Annotated in this window: 18 protein-coding genes; 6 read left to right on the forward strand and 12 right to left on the reverse strand. The window is 73.2% G+C overall.

Annotated features, from left to right (window positions below; translation table 11 throughout):
- Positions 1 to 17: 17 nt before the first annotated feature.
- On the forward strand, positions 18 to 758 hold the full coding sequence (locus tag ABS735_RS21460; RefSeq protein ID WP_373901007.1) for a maleylpyruvate isomerase family mycothiol-dependent enzyme: 741 nt from the start codon (positions 18 to 20) through the stop codon (positions 756 to 758).
- 22 nt (positions 759 to 780) lie between these two features.
- Here the strand turns inward: ABS735_RS21460 and ABS735_RS21465 are convergent, their stop codons facing one another.
- Positions 781 to 1,179: a MarR family winged helix-turn-helix transcriptional regulator gene (locus tag ABS735_RS21465; protein ID WP_373901006.1), complete on the reverse strand. Its 399-nt coding sequence runs from the start codon at positions 1,177 to 1,179 to the stop codon at positions 781 to 783.
- A gap of 76 nt (positions 1,180 to 1,255) precedes the next feature.
- Between ABS735_RS21465 and ABS735_RS21470 the strand changes: the two genes are divergently transcribed.
- Positions 1,256 to 1,540, forward strand: coding sequence for a DUF6332 family protein (locus ABS735_RS21470; RefSeq protein ID WP_373901005.1), 285 nt, complete (start codon positions 1,256 to 1,258; stop codon positions 1,538 to 1,540).
- Here the strand turns inward: ABS735_RS21470 and ABS735_RS21475 are convergent.
- From ABS735_RS21475 to ABS735_RS21485, 3 genes are all read right to left on the reverse strand, one after another.
- Positions 1,501 to 2,166, reverse strand: a complete 666-nt coding sequence (locus ABS735_RS21475; RefSeq protein ID WP_115740757.1) for a response regulator transcription factor — start codon at positions 2,164 to 2,166, stop codon at positions 1,501 to 1,503. The genes ABS735_RS21470 and ABS735_RS21475 overlap by 40 nt on opposite strands.
- Before the next feature lie 67 nt (positions 2,167 to 2,233).
- Positions 2,234 to 3,463, reverse strand: a complete 1,230-nt coding sequence (locus ABS735_RS21480; RefSeq protein ID WP_373901004.1) for a histidine kinase — start codon at positions 3,461 to 3,463, stop codon at positions 2,234 to 2,236.
- 168 nt (positions 3,464 to 3,631) lie between these two features.
- Complete coding sequence (locus ABS735_RS21485; RefSeq protein WP_373901003.1) at positions 3,632 to 4,909, reverse strand: geranylgeranyl reductase family protein; 1,278 nt, start codon at positions 4,907 to 4,909, stop codon at positions 3,632 to 3,634.
- 144 nt (positions 4,910 to 5,053) lie between these two features.
- Between ABS735_RS21485 and ABS735_RS21490 the strand changes: the two genes are divergently transcribed.
- Entirely contained in the window at positions 5,054 to 6,409 is a 1,356-nt protein-coding gene (locus ABS735_RS21490) for a dipeptidase (RefSeq protein ID WP_373901002.1), read from the forward strand.
- 75 nt (positions 6,410 to 6,484) lie between these two features.
- The gene (locus tag ABS735_RS21495) at positions 6,485 to 7,189 is read left to right on the forward strand and encodes an MBL fold metallo-hydrolase (RefSeq protein WP_373901001.1); all 705 of its coding nucleotides are present in this window, start codon (positions 6,485 to 6,487) and stop codon (positions 7,187 to 7,189) included.
- A gap of 2 nt (positions 7,190 to 7,191) precedes the next feature.
- On the opposite strand, the gene ABS735_RS21500 is transcribed toward ABS735_RS21495, so the two are convergent.
- The 3 genes from ABS735_RS21500 to ABS735_RS21510 all read right to left on the reverse strand — a co-directional run bounded on the left by ABS735_RS21500 (position 7,192) and on the right by ABS735_RS21510 (position 9,799).
- On the reverse strand, positions 7,192 to 8,235 hold the full coding sequence (locus tag ABS735_RS21500; protein WP_373900999.1) for an NUDIX hydrolase: 1,044 nt from the start codon (positions 8,233 to 8,235) through the stop codon (positions 7,192 to 7,194).
- 168 nt (positions 8,236 to 8,403) lie between these two features.
- A complete protein-coding gene (locus ABS735_RS21505) occupies positions 8,404 to 8,598 on the reverse strand; it encodes a hypothetical protein (protein ID WP_373900998.1) in 195 nt (64 codons plus the stop codon).
- Positions 8,599 to 8,845: 247 nt separating this feature from the next.
- Positions 8,846 to 9,799 carry an ROK family protein gene (locus ABS735_RS21510; protein ID WP_373900997.1) on the reverse strand — a complete coding sequence of 318 codons (954 nt, stop codon included), beginning with the start codon at positions 9,797 to 9,799 and terminating at the stop codon, positions 8,846 to 8,848.
- A 214-nt stretch (positions 9,800 to 10,013) separates the two neighbouring features.
- On the opposite strand from ABS735_RS21510, the gene ABS735_RS21515 reads away from it, so the two are divergent.
- Both ABS735_RS21515 and ABS735_RS21520 read left to right on the forward strand, forming a co-directional pair.
- Positions 10,014 to 11,090, forward strand: coding sequence for a LacI family DNA-binding transcriptional regulator (locus ABS735_RS21515; protein ID WP_373900995.1), 1,077 nt, complete (start codon positions 10,014 to 10,016; stop codon positions 11,088 to 11,090).
- Between the two features lie 125 nt (positions 11,091 to 11,215).
- Positions 11,216 to 12,088 (forward strand): hypothetical protein, encoded by an 873-nt coding sequence (locus ABS735_RS21520; RefSeq protein ID WP_373900993.1) that lies wholly within the window; start codon positions 11,216 to 11,218, stop codon positions 12,086 to 12,088.
- Here ABS735_RS21520 and ABS735_RS21525 read toward each other — a convergent pair.
- The 5 genes from ABS735_RS21525 to ABS735_RS21545 all read right to left on the reverse strand — a co-directional run bounded on the left by ABS735_RS21525 (position 12,069) and on the right by ABS735_RS21545 (position 16,619).
- On the reverse strand, positions 12,069 to 13,367 hold the full coding sequence (locus ABS735_RS21525) for a DUF6986 family protein (RefSeq protein WP_373900992.1): 1,299 nt from the start codon (positions 13,365 to 13,367) through the stop codon (positions 12,069 to 12,071). The two genes, ABS735_RS21520 and ABS735_RS21525, sit on opposite strands and share 20 nt — an antisense overlap.
- Before the next feature lie 165 nt (positions 13,368 to 13,532).
- Entirely contained in the window at positions 13,533 to 14,495 is a 963-nt protein-coding gene (locus tag ABS735_RS21530; protein WP_373900991.1) for an electron transfer flavoprotein subunit alpha/FixB family protein, read from the reverse strand.
- Positions 14,496 to 14,549: 54 nt separating this feature from the next.
- Positions 14,550 to 15,338, reverse strand: a complete 789-nt coding sequence (locus ABS735_RS21535; protein WP_109030411.1) for an electron transfer flavoprotein subunit beta/FixA family protein — start codon at positions 15,336 to 15,338, stop codon at positions 14,550 to 14,552.
- 220 nt (positions 15,339 to 15,558) lie between these two features.
- Positions 15,559 to 16,068, reverse strand: coding sequence for a flavin reductase family protein (locus ABS735_RS21540; protein ID WP_373900990.1), 510 nt, complete (start codon positions 16,066 to 16,068; stop codon positions 15,559 to 15,561).
- A gap of 146 nt (positions 16,069 to 16,214) precedes the next feature.
- Positions 16,215 to 16,619 carry a TlpA family protein disulfide reductase gene (locus ABS735_RS21545; protein ID WP_373900989.1) on the reverse strand — a complete coding sequence of 135 codons (405 nt, stop codon included), beginning with the start codon at positions 16,617 to 16,619 and terminating at the stop codon, positions 16,215 to 16,217.
- Positions 16,620 to 16,853 lie beyond the last annotated feature (234 nt).

The raw sequence follows: 16,853 nt of genomic DNA on the forward strand, positions 1-16,853 counted from the left end.
ACGGCAGACTCCCTGCCATGAAGACTGCCGCGTACGTCGAGATCCTGGAACGTGAAGGCGCCCTGCTGGCCGCCGCCGCCGAGGCGGCGGGCAGCGACGCCGAGGTGCCGACCTGCCCGGGCTGGCGCGTACGGGACCTGCTGCGGCACACGGGGACGGTGCACCGCTGGGCGACGGCGTTCGTCGCCGAGGGGCACACCGGTCCCCGGCCCGCCGAGGACCTGCCCGCCCTCGACGGCGCCCCGCTGGTGAGCTGGTTCCGGGAGGGACACGGGCGGCTCGTCGACACCCTCGCCGGCGCCGCACCCGACGTACGGTGCTGGCACTTCCTGCCCGCACCGTCACCGCTGGCCTTCTGGGCCCGGCGGCAGGCGCACGAGACGACGGTGCACCGGATCGACGCCGAGTCTGCCCTCGGCGGTGAACCCACCGGTGCCGGCGTGGACTTCGCGGTGGACGGCATCGACGAGCTGCTGTGCGCCTTCCACGCCCGCCCGAAGAGCGCCGTACGCACCGAGGAGCCCCGCACGCTGCGGGTACGGGCGACGGACGCGACGGACGCCGTATGGACCGTACGGCTGTCCGCGCAGCCGCCGGTGACCGTGCGGGAGGACACCGGGGACGCCGACTGCGAGCTGTCCGGTCCCGCCGCAGGGCTCTACCCGGCGCTGTGGAACCGCCGGCCGTTCCCGGAGGTGACCGGCGACGGCTCCCTCGCCGCGTTGTGGCGCGAGCGGTCGGGCGTCACCTGGAAGTAGGGCGACCGTGCGGTGGCGTCGCTCAGCCGGCCAGCATCCGGTGCAGCACCGCCCGCTGCACCGGGAGCGCCTCGCCGTGCCTGGCGCGGCCCTTCGGGGTGAGCACCACCCGCACGCCCCGCCGGTCCTCGGGGCACATGGAGCGCTCGACGAGGCCGTCCTTCTCCAGCCGGGCGACCAGCCGCGACAACGCGCTCTGGCTGAGGTGGACCCGCTCGGAGATCTGCTGGACGCGGTACCCGCAGGACCCGGAACCGTCCTCGTCCCGGGTGCCGGCCAGGACGTCGAGGACCTCGAAGTCGCTTCCGCACAGGCCGTGTCCGTGCAGCGCACGGTCGAGTTCCAACTGGACGCGGGCATGGAGGACCAGGATCGAGCGCCACCGGGTCACGAGCACCTGTTCGGCCTTCTTCGCCGCCATCCGCGCACCGTAGCAGAGCCCTGCGCGGCGGTCTTCGCGCTGCCGAATCACCGCCCGCTCTGGGAGACTTGGCGACATGGACACCTACGGGGGACGGCGCACGCAGGGTGAGCGGGACGCCATCACGGTCGAGATCGGCTACGCCCTGTGCAGCGCGGCGTTCGCGGCGGCCGTGCTGTTCGGGGCGGTGGCGGGGCCGGCGTATCTCTTCGACCTGACGGGCGGGGTGCGCACCGCGCTCGTCGGGGCCGGTGCGGTGCTCGCCGTGGTGGTGTTCTCCGTCCGGGTGGTGAGCGTGCTGGTCCGGTTCGCGCGCGGTGGTCAGCCGAGCCAGCCCGGCCGCACCAGCCCCGACTCGTAGGCCAGTACGACCAGTTGGGCCCGGTCGCGGGCGCCCAGTTTCACCATCGTGCGGCTGACGTGGGTCTTGGCGGTCAGCGGGCTGACGACCAGCCGGCGGGCGATCTCCTCGTTGGACAGTCCGATGCCGACCAGGGCCATCACCTCACGCTCCCGCTCGGTCAGCCGGGCCATCTCGCCCGCCGCCGCGGGTTCCTTGGAGCGGGCCGCGAACTCGGCGATCAGCCGGCGCGTCACGCCCGGTGAGAGCAGCGCGTCACCGTCCACCACTGCCCTTACGGCGCGCAGGAGTTCCTCGGGTTCGGTGTCCTTGACCAGGAAGCCGGAGGCGCCGGAGCGGATCGCCTCGAAGACGTACTCGTCGAGTTCGAAGGTGGTGAGCATGACCACCTTCACGTCGTGCAGTCCGGGGTCACCGGTGATCCGGCGGGTGGCTGCGAGGCCGTCGAGCAGGGGCATGCGGATGTCCATGAGGACGACGTCGGGGCGCAGTTCGCGGATCGAACGCACCGCCTCCTCGCCGTCGGCGGCCTCCGCGACCACCTCGATGTCCGACTGGGCGTCCAGCAGCGCCCGGAACCCGGCCCGTACCAGTGACTGGTCGTCGGCGAGCAGTACGCGGATCACTGGTCCTCCTCCTTCGACTGCGTCATACGTGTCACGTGATTCCTGTTCTCCAGGTGAGCCATGTGCTTCACGTGGCCGCCTTCTTCACGTCGATCGGCAGGGCCGCCAGCACCCGGAAGCCGCCGTCGGGACGCGGGCCCGCCTCGATGGTGCCACCCAGCGCCGCCGCGCGCTCCCGCATCCCCGCCAGCCCGTTGCCGCTGCCGCCCGCCTCGGCGCCCGTCGCGGGGCCGTCGTCGTCGACGCGCAGCCGCAGCGTGCTCCCGTCCCGGTCGAGGCGGACACGCGCGTGCCGGGAACCCGAGTGCCGTACGACGTTGGTGAGCGCCTCCTGCACGATGCGGAACGCGGCCAGGTCGGTACCGGGCGACAGCCGCGGCGCCTTCCCCTCCACCTCGACGGTGAGGCCCGCGCTCGCCGCCTGCTCCACCAGTTCGGGGAGCCGGTCGAGACCGGGGGCCGGGGCGCGCGGCGCGTCACCGGGGGTGCGCAGGGTGTCGAGTACCTGCCGCACCTCGCCGAGCGCTTCCTTGCTCTGGTCCTTGATGGTGGCGAGCGCGGTGCGGGCCTGTTCCGGGTCGGTGTCCAGGAGGGCCAGTCCGACACCGGCCTGCACGTTGATGACGGAGATGCTGTGCGCGAGTACGTCGTGCAGCTCGCGGGCGATCCGCAGCCGTTCCTCGTCCGCGCGTCGCCGCGCCGCCTGGGCCCGCTCGGCCCGCTCCCGCGCCCACTGCTCGCGGCGGGCCCGGGCCAGCTCCGACAGCGCCGCGATCGCCACGACCCAGGTGGCGATCACCAGCTCCTGCCCCCAGGACGCGGCCGAGTCCCCGGACGGCGGCAGCCACCGGTAGAGCCAGTGCGCCACCAGGGCGTGGCCGGCCCACAGCGTCCCCATCGCCGCCCACGCGGCCTTGCGGTGCCCGGCGACGACGGCACCGAAGCAGGCCACCGCGACGGCCACGAACACCGGGCCGTACGGGTACCCGGCGCCCAGGTAGACCAGGGTGGTGACCGCCGTGCCGAACACGACCGGCACCGGGTGGCGCAGCCGCCACAGCAGGGCGGCCCCGGTCACGAAGAGCAGCACGCGTGCGAAGGGGTCCAGGCCGGCCCGCTCCCCCTCCTGGGCGTGGGCGGCGAAGTTCGAGCCGAACAGCACGAACGCCGTGATGAGCACGGTGGAGCGCCAGGGCCACCGGGGGCGCTGCTCCTCGTCGCCCCGCAGGTTCCACCACGGGGGCCCGTGCCGCCACCACTGCGGCGCCCGGCCCTCGCGCTCGCGCTGTCCGTCCATGCCCGCCACGCTAGACGCCGGGCACGTCGGGCGGCGTCACCCGCGCGTGGTGATCACAGGTACTCCCGGCGAAGTACGCCCTTCACAGGCCGGAGGCCCCCAGGGCCGAGGTCCGGCACCGTGTGCCCCCGGGGCGGTGACGCGCCGCCGACGGCCGGACGCCGACAGTCAGGCCCCGGTCGCTTCCCCCGCGGACGACGCGGGCGGCTCGGACGGCTCGGACGACCCGGACGGCTCCGGCCGCCGGTCCATCGCCCCCAGCGCCCGCTGCGCCAGCGGGTGGCCGCGGACCAGCTCGCCCAGCGAGGTCGAGCCCTGCGTGATGTCCTTGAACGCCTTCCAGGCCGGGCGGAAACCGGTCAGGGCCGCGTGGAAGAGCCCGGGCCGGCGCTCGAAGACCGTCAGCATCCGCTTGCCGACGCTCATCTCCACGCCCAGCCCGGCCTTGATCGCGAACGCGTAGTTCAGGGCCTGCTTGCGCGCGTCCACCGCGTCGTGCGCCTCGGAGATGCGCACCGCCCACTCCCCCGCGAGCCGGCCCGAGCGCAGCGCGAAGGAGATGCCTTCGCGGGTCCACGGCTCCAGGAGCCCGGCCGCGTCCCCGCAGACCAGGACCCGGCCGCGCGACAGCGGCGAGTCGTCCGCGCGGCAGCGCGTCAGATGGCCGGAGGAGATGCTGGGTTCGAATCCGGCGAGCCCGAGCCGGGCGACGAAGTCCTCCAGGTACCGCTTGGTCGCCGCGCCCTCGCCGCGCGCCGAGATCACCCCGACCGTCAGCGTGTCGCCCTTGGGGAAGACCCAGCCGTAACTGCCGGGAATCGGGCCCCAGTCGATGAGCACCCGGCCCTTCCAGTCCTCGGCGACCGTCTCGGGCACCGGGATCTCCGCCTCCAGGCCGAGGTCGACCTGGTCGAGCTTCACCCCGACGTGGGCGCCTATCCGGCTGGCGCTGCCGTCCGCGCCGACGACGGCCCGGGCCAGTACCGTCTCCCCGCCCTGGAGGACGACGGCGACCGTGCGCCGGTCCGGGACCGCCGACCCGTGCTGCTCCACCCGGGTCACCGTCGCCCCGGTGCGCAGCTCGGCGCCCGCCTTCTGGGCGTGCTCGACCAGCTGCAGATCGAACTCGGGCCGGTTGATCAGCCCGAACAGCATCTGCCGGGAGCGCCGGGTCCGGGTGAAGCGCCCGTTGTTCGAGAAGGTCACCGCGTGCACGCGGTCCTGGAAGGGCAGCTCGAAGCCGGGCGGGAGGGTGTCGCGCGAGGGGCCGATGATGCCGCCACCGCATGTTTTGTAGCGGGGCAGCTCCGCCTTCTCCAGCAACAGCACGCGCCGCCCCGCGACCGCCGCCGCGTAGGCGGCCGAGGCCCCCGCCGGTCCCGCGCCCACCACGACCACGTCCCAGACCTGACGCGCGTCGTCCGCCGAAGAGTTCTCGCTGCTCACGATGGTCTACTGCTCCGATCAAACCGCATGCCGCACCTGACCCCCGCATCCTACGGCGGGCATCGCCGCAGGCCACTGTGGGAGGATCGGCCCGTCATTCCAAGTACTCCTTGGTACAACGTCGCACCCACAAGGAGCGTGCCCATGTCGTCGAATCCGGTCGCCGAGACCGTCGCTTCGCTGATGCCCCGCGCGAAGGAGGAACTCGCCGCGCTGGTGGCCTTCAAGTCGGTGGCCGACTTCGACCAGTTCCCGCGCAGTGAGAGCGTGGGTGCCGCCAACTGGATAGCGGCGGCCCTGCGCGCCGAGGGCTTCCAGGACGTGGACCTGCTCGACACCCCGGACGGCACCCAGTCGGTGTACGGGTATCTGCCGGGGCCCGAGGGCGCGAAGACGGTGCTGCTCTACGCCCACTACGACGTGCAGCCGCCGCTGGACGAGGCCGGCTGGGTCACTCCGCCGTTCGAGCTGACCGAGCGCGACGGCCGCTGGTACGGGCGCGGCGCCGCGGACTGCAAGGGCGGCGTGCTGATGCACCTGCTCGCGCTGCGCGCGCTCAAGGCCAACGGTGGCGTGCCGGTGCACGTCAAGGTCATCGCCGAGGGCTCGGAGGAGCAGGGCACGGGTGGTCTGGAGCGGTACGCCGAGGCCCACCCCGAGCTGCTGGCCGCCGACACCATCGTCATCGGCGACGCGGGCAACTTCCGGGTCGGCCTGCCGACGGTCACCTCCACGCTGCGCGGCATGACGCTGCTGCGCGTGCAGGTCGACACGCTCGAAGGCAACCTGCATTCGGGCCAGTTCGGCGGTGCGGCGCCCGACGCGCTGGCCGCCCTGATCCGCGTACTGGACTCGCTGCGCGCCGAGGACGGCTCGACGACCGTCGACGGCCTGGCGGCGGACAGCACGTGGGAGGGCCTCGCCTACGACGAGGAGCAGTTCCGCCGGGACGCGCGGGTGCTGGACGGCGTCGAACTCATCGGTTCCGGCTCGGTCGCCGACCGCATCTGGGCGCGGCCGGCCGTCACGGTGCTCGGCATCGACTCCCCGCCGGTCGTCGGTGCCACGCCGTCCGTGCAGGCGGGCGCGCGGGCGCTGGTCAGCCTGCGCGTGCCGCCGGGCGTGGACGCCGCCGAGGCCACCAAGCTGCTCCAGGCCCACCTGGAGACGCGGACGCCGTGGGGCGCCCGGGTCGGCGTCGAGCAGATCGGCCAGGGCCAGGCATTCCGCGCCGACACCACGAGCCCGGCGTACCAGGCCATGGCGGACGCGATGGCGGTGGCGTACCCCGGTGAGGAGATGCAGTACGCCGGTCAGGGCGGCTCCATCCCGCTCTGCAACACCCTGGCGTCCCTCTACCCGGAGGCGGAGATCCTGCTGATCGGGCTGAGCGAGCCGGAGGCCCAGATCCACGCCGTGAACGAGAGCGTGTCCCCCGAGGAGCTGGAGCGGCTGTCGGTGGCGGAGGCGCACTTCCTGCTCAATTACGCGGCGAGCTGAGCCGAGTACCGTTTCGGGTTCTGCCGTCGGCAGAGGGGTCTCGCACGAGAGCGGGGCCCTGCCTACGGTCGTCCCATGGACGTCGTCGAACTCCTTCCGCGCCTGCACCTGCTGCGCTTCCCGGTCGGTCAGGCGTATCTCTGGCGTGACGGGGACGAGGTGACGCTGATCGACGCCGGACCGGCCGGGTACGGTGCGCGCATCGTCGAGACCGCGCGGGCCGCCGGTCGCGTACGGCGTGTCGTGCTCACCCACTTCCACGAGGACCACGCGGGCGGGGCGCAGGAGGTCGCCGCGCTCACCGGGGCCGAGGTGGTGGCGCACACCGTTGAGGCGCCCGCCGTGCGGGGTGAGGTGGCCGGTCCGCCGCCCGTGCTCGAGGCCTGGGAGCGCCCACTGCACGAGAACGCCGCGCGTCAGCTCCCGCGAGGTGGCTTCGCCCGGCCGGCCCGGGTGACCGAGGTGGTGGACGGTGACGTCCTGGACTTCGGTGGCGGGGCCCGGATCGTGCACGCGCCGGGTCACACGGAGGGGAGCATCGCGGTGCACCTGCCGTCCCACGGCGTGCTGTGCACGGGGGACGCGGTCGCCGCGTCGCCGGTCGACGGCAGTGTGCTGCTCGGCGTGTTCAACGTCGACCGGGACCGGGCCGTGGCGTCCTTCGGGCGGCTGGCGGGCCTCGACACGGAGGTGGCCTGTTTCGGCCACGGGGATCCGGTGACCACGCGGGCCGGGGATGTGCTGCGGGCTTCGGCGCGGACGCACGGGGCGGCCGGCTGACGTCAGCCGACCGGCGTGCCCGCCTCCAGGTAGTGGGCGGCGCCGCGCTCCTTGGCCCGCAGCGCCCAGCGCAGCCGTTCGTAGCGGACCGGGGGCAGCAGGCCGGCGGCCTCGTCCTCCGTGGCGAAGCGCCAGGCGCGCAGCTCGGAGCCGGGCAGCAGGACCCGGCCGGCGTCCGCGGAGTCGAGCCGGCCTCCGTCGAAGAGCAGCCGCAGACCGCCGTGGGCGGGGGGCGCCGGTGGTTCCCAGTCGACGACCAGCAGGGCCGGTACGTCGTGGAGGCTGAGGCCGGTCTCCTCGGCGACCTCGCGCATGCCGGCACGGGCGGGCGCCTCGCCGGGTTCGACGACACCGCCGGGGAACTCCCAGCCGGGTTTGTAGGTGGGGTCGACGAGCAGCACCCGGTCCCGGTCGTCGAAGAGCAGGACGCCGGCGGCGACGGTCTCGCCGGTGGGCTCCGGAGTCTGCACGATCTCGCAGGCCGGTACCGCACCCGTGCCGACGGCCTCGGCGACCCGGACGGCGGCCTCGTACGGGGTGAGGGCGCCGGTGTCGACGGGATGAGCGTCGGTGGTGAGCCAGGAGGCGAGGGCCGCGCGGTAGGGCTCGATGTGGTCGTAGGACCACTGCCGTACGCGCATCTCGCCGTCCGGCAGGTCGTCCGGTGTCTCGCGGCTCGCTATGCGCTCCCGCAGGATCGTTTCGGCCGGGGCCAGCAGGACATGCCGGACCTCTATCCGGCGGGCGGCGAGACCGCCGAAGATCTCGTCCCGATACTCCTGGCGCAGCAGGGTCATCGGCACCACCAGCGTCCCGCCGAGGTCGGCCAGCAGCGCGGCCGCCGTGTCGATCACCAGTCGGCGCCAGATCGGCAGGTCCTGGAAGTCGCCCACCTCGGCCAGGCGCTTGGGCGGCAGCAGGTGTGCGAGCGCCCCGCCGATGACCTCGGGGTCGAAGAGTGTGCTGTTCGGGATCAGTTCGATCAGTTCCCGTGCGGTGGTGGTCTTCCCCGCACCGAACGCGCCGTTGATCCAGACGACGGTCACAGGTCCCCCTCTTCTGTTGGCCCCCTGTGGCTTGCCCGCTTCACCCTGCCACGGAAACCAGCCCAGTTGAGGGCGGGGGAAAGGGCATATGACAGCGGCGCCGGCGCCCCCTCGGGGGCGCCGGCGCCGTGCGGTCCGGGCCGGGCACGTCGGGTCCGGCCGAGGGCGTCAGCCCAGCTGTCCCAGGGCGTCGTCGTCGAGGGTCAGGCTCTCGGTGGCGACGGTGTCCTGCAGGTTGCTGACGGTGTCGTCCACCCCGAGACCGAGCGGGAGTTCGCTCGGAGCGGCGTGGGACGGGCTGACGGCCGCGACGACGAAGCCGGTGGCGAGGGACGCGATGGCGAGCATGCTGCGCTTCTTCATGCCCCGTTCAACTACGCCGACGCGCCGGGGTCACGGGCAGGCGGTGGGAAGCCTTGGGAGACACCGGCTCGTACCGGCTCCCGGGCCTCGGACGTGCGCGGCGGTCACATCTGCCGTACTCGGACCTGCCCGGCGGTCACATCTGCCGTACTCGGACCTGCCCGGCGGTCACATCTGCCGTACTCAGACGTGCCCGGCGCTCGCACCCCCCGTACTCAGACGTGCCCGGCGCTCGCACCCCCCGTACTCAGACGTGCGCGGCGCTCGCGCCCGCCGTCCGTGACAGGGCCGCCGCGGCCGCGCCGACCAGCCCGGCGTCCGTCCCCATCTGGGCGGGGACGACCACCAGCCGCTGGACGAAGGACAGCGTCGCGTAGTCGGTGAGCGCCTTGCGCAGGGGGGCGAAGAGGACGTCCCCCGCCTTGCCCACTCCCCCGCCGACCACGGCGATGTCGATCTCGACGAGGGTCGCGGTGGCGGCGATACCGGCGGCCAGCGCCTGCGCGGCCCGCTCGAAGGAGGCGACGGCGACGGGGTCGCCCAGCCGGGCGGCGGCGGCGACCGCGGCGGCGGAGGTGTCGCCGTCGGGCCCGGGCAGCCAGCCCGCCTCCAGGGCGCGGCGGGCGATGTTGGGGCCGCTCGCTATGCGCTCCACGCACCCGCGCGCACCGCACGGGCAGGGGTCGCCGTCCAGATCGACGCTGATGTGGCCGATGTGGCCGGCGTTGCCGGTCGGTCCGGGGTGCAGCCGGCCGCCCAGCACGAGACCGCCGCCGACGCCGGTCGACACCACCATGCACAGCGCGTTGTCGTGCCCGCGGGCGGCGCCCTGCCAGTGTTCGGCGGCCGTGATGGCCACCCCGTCCCCGATCAGCTCCACCGGCAGGCCACCGGAGGCGGCCCGGACCCGCCGGACCAGCGGGTAGTCGCGCCAGCCGGGCACGTTCACCGGGCTGACGGTGCCGGCCGAGGCGTCCACCGGGCCCGCGCTGCCGATGCCGACGGCCGTGGCCCGCTCCCACAGGGGCGACGCGGTCAGTTCCGCGAGCACGGCCTCGACGGCCCCCATCACGGTGTCACCGTCCTCCCGGGCGGGTGTCGCACGCTGTGCGCGCGCCTGGATGCGGCCGTGGCCGTCCACCAGCGCGCCGGCGATCTTGGTGCCGCCGATGTCCAGCGCTGCCACGAGGTCGGTGTGCATCAGAGTCGGATCTCCCCGTCGGACCGAAAGCGAAAATGTCGTACCCAAGAGCGCGCAGCGACCGGTCCCTGCGGTGGGGACGAGGACCGGAGAGTGCGATGGACAGTGTCCCCCGCATCTGACAACGTTGTCCAGGCTCTATGCTCGACGCCACATCCTCATACAAGCCCATGACCGACACATCCCCCTGGACAGCAGGAGCCGACGCATTCCCGTGGACGACAGGACAGGACACCGCATCGTGCCCGACACGACCCGCCGCGCAGACCGCCTCCCCGGGAACCGTTACGGCAATCGCCCGACCATGAAGGACGTCGCCGCCCGGGCCGGTGTCGGCCTCAAGACCGTCTCCCGGGTGGTCAACGGGGAGCCCGGCGTCACCCCGGAGACCGAGCGCCGCGTCCAGGAGGCCATCGAGGCGCTGGGCTTCCGCCGCAACGACAGCGCGCGGGTGCTCCGCAAGGGCCGCACCGCGAGCATCGGCCTGGTCCTGGAGGATCTGGCCGACCCGTTCTACGGGCCGCTCAGCCGTGCCGTCGAGGAGGTGGCCCGCGCCCACGGCGCCCTGCTGATCAACGGGTCCAGCGCGGAGGACCCGGACCGCGAGCAGGAGCTGGTGCTCGCGCTGTGCGCGCGGCGCGTGGACGGGCTGGTGGTGATCCCCGCCGGGGACGACCACCGCTATCTGGAGCCCGAGCTGAAGGCGGGCGTCGCCACGGTGTTCGTGGACCGTCCGGCGGGGCAGATCGACGCGGACGTGGTGGTGTCCGACAACTTCGGCGGCGCCCGCGACGGCGTGGCCCACCTGATCGCCCACGGGCACAGCAGGATCGGTTTCATCGGCGACATGCCCCGCATCCACACCGCCGCCGAGCGGCTGCGCGGCTACCGGGCGGCCATGGAGGACGCGGGCATACCGGTCAAGGACTCCTGGATGTCCCTGGGCGTCACCGACCCCGTGCGGGTGCGCCGGGCGGCCGAGGAGATGCTCGCCGACCCGCACCCGGTGACCGCGATCTTCACCGGCAACAACCGGGTGACGGTCACCGTGATCCGGGTCCTGGCCGAGCACACCCGGGGCGTCGCCCTGGTCGGCTTCGACGACATCGAGCTGGCCGACCTGCTCCAGCCGGGCGTCACCGTGGTCGCGCAGGACGCGGCCGCGCTCGGCCGCACCGCCGCCGAGCGGCTCTTCCGGCAGCTGGACGGCAGCCTCCTCGCCCCCGACCGCATCGAACTGCCGACCAGGCTGGTCACCCGGGGCTCGGGCGAGCTGCCGCCGTCGGACTGACCGGCCGCGACGGAGGACCGTACGGGCCCGGCGCCTGTCCGGCGTCCGAGCCGGCCCGCCACCGCGCGGGCGGAGCCGGGCACCGCACCCCGCTCACCCGCGCCACCGCCGGGAGGAAACACACCGTGTCGCGACCACCGACCGAGGGCGGGGAATCCGCGCGGCCGCCGGGCCAGGACCGCACGCTGGACGCGCTCGGGCTGGCCGGGGTGCCGCGCGAGGAGCCGCTGCTGTACCCGGGTGCGTGGCCCCGCGAGTCCGGGCTGCTGGACGGGGACCGGCTGCTGCCGCTGGACCGGCCGGCGTGGGAGGAGTGGGAGCAAGGGGACGGCCGGGTTCCGGTGCTGGCGATCGGCTCCAACGCGAGCCCGGGACAGCTGCGGCACAAGATGGCCGAGTTCGGCATCGACTCGCCGGTCCCGATGGTCAGGTCGCGGGTCACCGGACTGGACATCGGCGTCTCCGCGCACGTGAGCCGCATGGGCTACGTGTCCGCCTCGCCGGTGGGCGCCCCCGGCGTCCTACGGGAGCTGTTCGTCCTGTGGCTGGACGCCGAGCAGCTCGCGGTGATCGACGCGAGCGAGGGCGTGCCGATGGCGGGCGGCAACTTCGACCGCGTGTGGCTGCCCGCGCCCGACGTGCGCGTCGAGCCGGGGGACGGCTCGGTGCTGCGCGGCACGTACGCGTACGTCAACCGCCACGGCGTCCTGCACGACGGCACCGGCGCGCCGCGACGGCATCCGGGCGAGCAACGGCCCCTGATCACCGAGCTGCTGCACGAGTCGGCCCGGCTGCGGGAGCTGTTCGGGGTGACGCCGGAGGAGTTCTGCGCGCGGGCGCGCGCGGACCGGCGGCTGTGCGACCGGGGGACCCGGTTGTTCGCCGAGGAGAAGCGGGTGACGGCGTCCGGCCTGGAGCGGTACGTGGGCTCCGGGCCGGACGATCCCCTCGCCGGGGGCCGGACGCCGTCGCCGGGGCCTACTGCGCCGATGCCGTGAGGTCGCCGCGCCGCGGTCCCGAGAAGCCCTCCAGGTCGGCGCGGGTCAGGCCGGTCAGCCGGGCGACCTCGCCGATGTCGAGGGCGCCGCAGTCCAGGCCGCGCAGCAGGTAGCCGCTGAGGGCCTTTGCGGTGGCGGGCTCATCCATGACGTCGCCGCCGGTGCGGTTGGCGTACCGGGCGAGTCGGGCGGCGGCCTGTTCGAAGCCCTCGCGGTAGAAGGCGAAGACGGCCGCGTACCGGGTGGGGATGTGGCCCGGGTGCATGTCCCAGCCCTGGTAGTAGGCGCGGGCGAGGGCGCGGCGGGTGAGGCCGTAGTGGAGGCGCCAGGCGTCGTGGACCTGCGCGGTGGGGCCGACCGGCAGGACGTTGGTGGAGCCGTCCGAGACGCGTACGCCGGTCCCGGCGGCGGCGACCTGCATGACCGCCTTGGCGTGGTCGGCGGCCGGGTGGTCGCTGGCCTGGTGGGCGGCGGAGACGCCGAGGCAGGCGCTGTAGTCGAAGGTGCCGTAGTGCAGGCCGGTGGCGCGGCCCTCGGCGGCCTGGATCATGCGGGCCACGGTGGCGGTGCCGTCGGCGGCGAGGATGGACTGGCTGGTCTCGATCTGGATCTCGAAGCCGATCCGGCCGGGCGTGAGGCCGCGCGCCTTCTCGAAGGCCTCCAGGAGCCGCACCATGGCGGTGACCTGCTCGGGGTAGGTCACCTTGGGCAGGGTGAGGACCAGCCCGTCGGGCAGGCCGCCGGCCTCCATCAGGCCGCTGAGGAAGACGTCGAGGGTGCGGATGCCCCGGGCGCGCACCGGAGCCTCCATGCACTTCATGCGGATGCCCATACAGGGAGCCGCGGTGCCCTGTTGGTACGCCTCGGCGACCAGCCGGGCCGCGCGGGCGGCCGCCTCGTCCTCCTCGGCGTCCGTGCGGGCCCCGTAGCCGTCCTCGAAGTCGACGCGCAGGTCTTCGATCGGCTCTCGCTCGAGCTTGGCGCGTACGCGGGTGTACACGGGCTCGGCGAGATCGTCGGTGAGGCCCAGGGCGGCGGCGAAGGAGGCGGCGTCCGGGGCGTGTTCGTCGAGGGCGGCCAGGGCCTTGTCGCCCCAGGAGCGGACGGTGTCGGCGGCGAAGACGTCACCGGGGACGTAGACGGTGTGGACGGGCTGACGGGTGCCCGGGTCTCCGGGGTAGCGGCGCTCCAGCTCCGCGTCGACCGGTGCGAGGGAGGCACTGATCTCCTCGCCGACGGCGCCCGCGAGGCTCGTTGCCACCTTCTCCTGCTGACCCATCCGACACCCTCCTGATGTTCATTTTTCCGCTGACCGGAATCAGTTATCCGTAGAGCGAAGTTATCTGTCGCTCCCCCGCCGGTCAACACCATCCTGCGCACACGCCGAGGCCCCCGCGACCACGGACGGTCGCGGGGGCCTCGGCATGCACTGCCGCCGGGATGTTCAGCCCTTGCGGGTGTTGACTTCCTCGGTGAGCTGCGGGACGACGTCGAAGAGGTCGCCGACGACGCCGTAGTCGACCAGTTCGAAGATCGGGGCTTCGGCGTCCTTGTTGATCGCCACGATCGTCTTGGAGGTCTGCATGCCGGCCCGGTGCTGGATCGCACCCGAGATGCCGGAGGCGATGTACAGCTGCGGGGAGACGGACTTGCCGGTCTGGCCGACCTGGTTGGTGTGCGGGTACCAGCCCGCGTCCACCGCGGCACGCGAGGCGCCGACGGCCGCGCCGAGCGAGTCGGCGAGGGCCTCGATGATCGCGAAGTTCTCCGCGCCGTTGACGCCGCGGCCGCCGGAGACGACGATCGCGGCCTCGGTCAGCTCCGGACGCCCGGTCGACTCGCGCGGCGTGCGCGAGGTGACCTTCGTACCGGTCGCGGCGGCGGAGAACATGACCGGCAGGGCCTCGACCGCACCGGCGGCCGGGGCGGCCTCCACGGCCGCGCTGTTCGGCTTGACCGTGATGACCGGGGTGCCCTTGGAGACGCGGGACTTGGTGGAGAAGGCGGCGGCGAACACCGACTGCGTGGCCACCGGCCCCTCGGCGCCGGCCTCCAGGTCGACGGCGTCGGTGATGATGCCGGAACCGAGACGCAGCGCCAGACGGGCGGCGATCTCCTTGCCCTCCGCGGAGGACGGGACCAGCACGGCGGCCGGGGAGACGGCCTCGACGGCGGCCTGGAGGGCGTCCACCTTCGGCACGACCAGGTAGTCGGCGTACTCGGCGGCCTCGTGGGTCAGCACCTTCACCGCGCCGTGCTCGGCCAGGGCGGCGGCGGTGTCACCGGCGCCGTTGCCCAGCGCGACGGCGACCGGCTCGCCGACACGGCGGGCCAGCGTCAGCAGCTCCAGGGTCGGCTTGCGGACGGCACCGTCCACGTGATCGACGTAGACGAGAACTTCAGCCATGGGACTTCTTCTCTCCTGCTTGCGAAAGATGAGGGGCGGTCAGCGGGGCGGGACTCAGATGAACTTCTGGCCCGCGAGGAACTCGGCGAGCTGCTTGCCGCCCTCGCCCTCGTCCTTGACGATCGTGCCCGCGGTGCGCGCCGGACGCTCGGCGGCCGACTCCACGACCGTGTAGGCGTTCTCCAGACCGACCTCGTCCTCGTCGATGTCGAGGTCGGACAGGTCCCAGGACTGAACCGGCTTCTTCTTGGCCGCCATGATGCCCTTGAAGGACGGGTAACGCGCCTCGCCCGACTGGTCGGTGACCGACACGACCGCCGGCAGCGACGCCTCCAGCTGCTCCGTGGCCGAGTCGCCGTCCCGGCGGCCCTTCACCACGCCGCCCTCGACCGAGACCTCGGACAGCAGCGTCACCTGCGGCACGCCCAGACGCTCCGCCAGCAGCGCGGGAACGACGCCCATGGTGCCGTCGGTGGAGGCCATGCCGGAGACGACCAGGTCGTAACCTGCCTTCTCCACCGCCTTGGCCAGCACCAGCGAGGTGCCGATGGCGTCGGTGCCGTGCAGGTCGTCGTCCTCGACGTGGATCGCCTTGTCCGCACCCATGGACAGCGCCTTGCGCAGCGCGTCCTTCGCGTCCTCGGGGCCCACCGTCAGGACGGTGACCTCGACGTCGTCGTCGGAATTCTCAGAGATCTGCAGCGCCTGTTCGACCGCGTACTCGTCCAGCTCGGAGAGCAGACCGTCCACGTCGTCCCGGTCGACGGTCAGGTCATCGGCGAAGTGCCGGTCGCCAGTGGCGTCGGGCACGTACTTCACAGTGACAACGATCCTCAAGCTCACGCCGGCTCTCCTACTGCGTCGACATTTCAGTGCTGCCTCTTGCAGGCAGCATAGGCGCCCCAAGCGGCCGATCCCGGTCGGGGCGACCTGCGCTCCGCCCGGAATATTACTCGTCAGTACATCCAGTTCTTTCCCGCTAAGCAAGCGCTTTGAACTGTGACCTTCGCAACGCAGCGTAACCGGAACTCGACGCCTTCGCAGAAGGCGTCCCGCTGACCGGTCAGTCGCGCAGACCCCGGTAACGCCCCTGGTGGTACAGGAGCGGCTCGCCCACGCCCGTGGGGTCGCCGAGGAGCACCTCCGCCAGCACGATCCGGTGGTCTCCCGCGGGCACCCGGCCGACCACACGGCACACGAGCCAGGCCGGCACGCCGTCCAGCACGGGCACGCCCTCCGGCCCCTCCCGCCAGGCGGTGGGAGCCGCGAAGCGGTCGGCGCCGCTGCGGGCGAAGGTGGCCGCGAGCTCCTCCTGGTGCTCGCCCAGCAGGTGGACGCCGACGTGTTCGGCCCCGGACACCGCGGGCCAGCTCGAGGAGCCGGTGCCGATACCGAAGGAGAGCAGCGGAGGACGGGCGGAGACGGAGGTGAGGGACGTGGCCGTGAAACCGACCGGACCGCCGGGGCCCCGCGCGGTGATCACGGCGACGCCCGCCGCGTGCCGCCGGAAGACGGACCGCATCAGGTCGTCGGTGGCGGGCCGCGGCGCGTCGAGGTCGGGCGTGACCGTCATACGGGGTGGTCCTTCTGCGTTGCGCCTCGGCCCCGGGAACCTGGAGCGGGGTACGGGGGCAGGCTGACGACGGGTGGCACACACAGTCAATTACGTCCCGGGATCTCGAAGCTGTGGAGAAGACCTCACCACTCGCGTGGCGCTTGTCACACCGCCTCACCCAGCGCGGCGATCACGTCCGCCGGGCGCGGCTGCCCGACGGCACGCCGTACGACGCGGCCGCCGGCGTCCAGCACCAGCACGGTGGGGGTCTTGAGCACGTCGAGGGCGCGGACCAGTTCCAGGTGGCCCTCGGCGTCGATCTCGACGTGGGCGACGCCGGGGACCATGCCGGCCACCTCGCCCAGCACTCGCCGGGTGGCCCGGCAGGGCGCGCAGAAGGCGCTGGAGAACTGTACGAGCGTGGCGCGGACGCCGAGTTCCGCACCGAGGTCGGCCGCGTCGAGCCGTGGGGCGCCGGCCCCGGCCCGGCTGCCGTCGTCCTGCTCGCGCACCAGCCCGCTCCCGTTCCGCCGCCACCGCGGCTCTCCTGGGCACGCGTACCCGCGCACCGCCGATCCGGTCCTCCGAAGGTGCAGCGCGCTCGAGGCGGCCAGGATTCCCGCTCACCGTCGCATTTCGGCCACGAAACGTCCGGGCGAGTGATGAGGATCTCGCCGCGCACGGGCACCAAGGCTGGTACACCGGCCGTTCTTGGGGCACGATCGGCGACAAGCCGTAAACCTACGGCTGCGTAACTTTCGACTGGGAGTTTCCCTTCCCAGGCTGACAAGGAAGGGTCCGAC

The sequence above is a fragment of the Streptomyces sp. MMCC 100 genome (assembly GCF_041538145.2).
Taxonomy (GTDB): Bacteria; Actinomycetota; Actinomycetes; order Streptomycetales; family Streptomycetaceae; genus Streptomyces.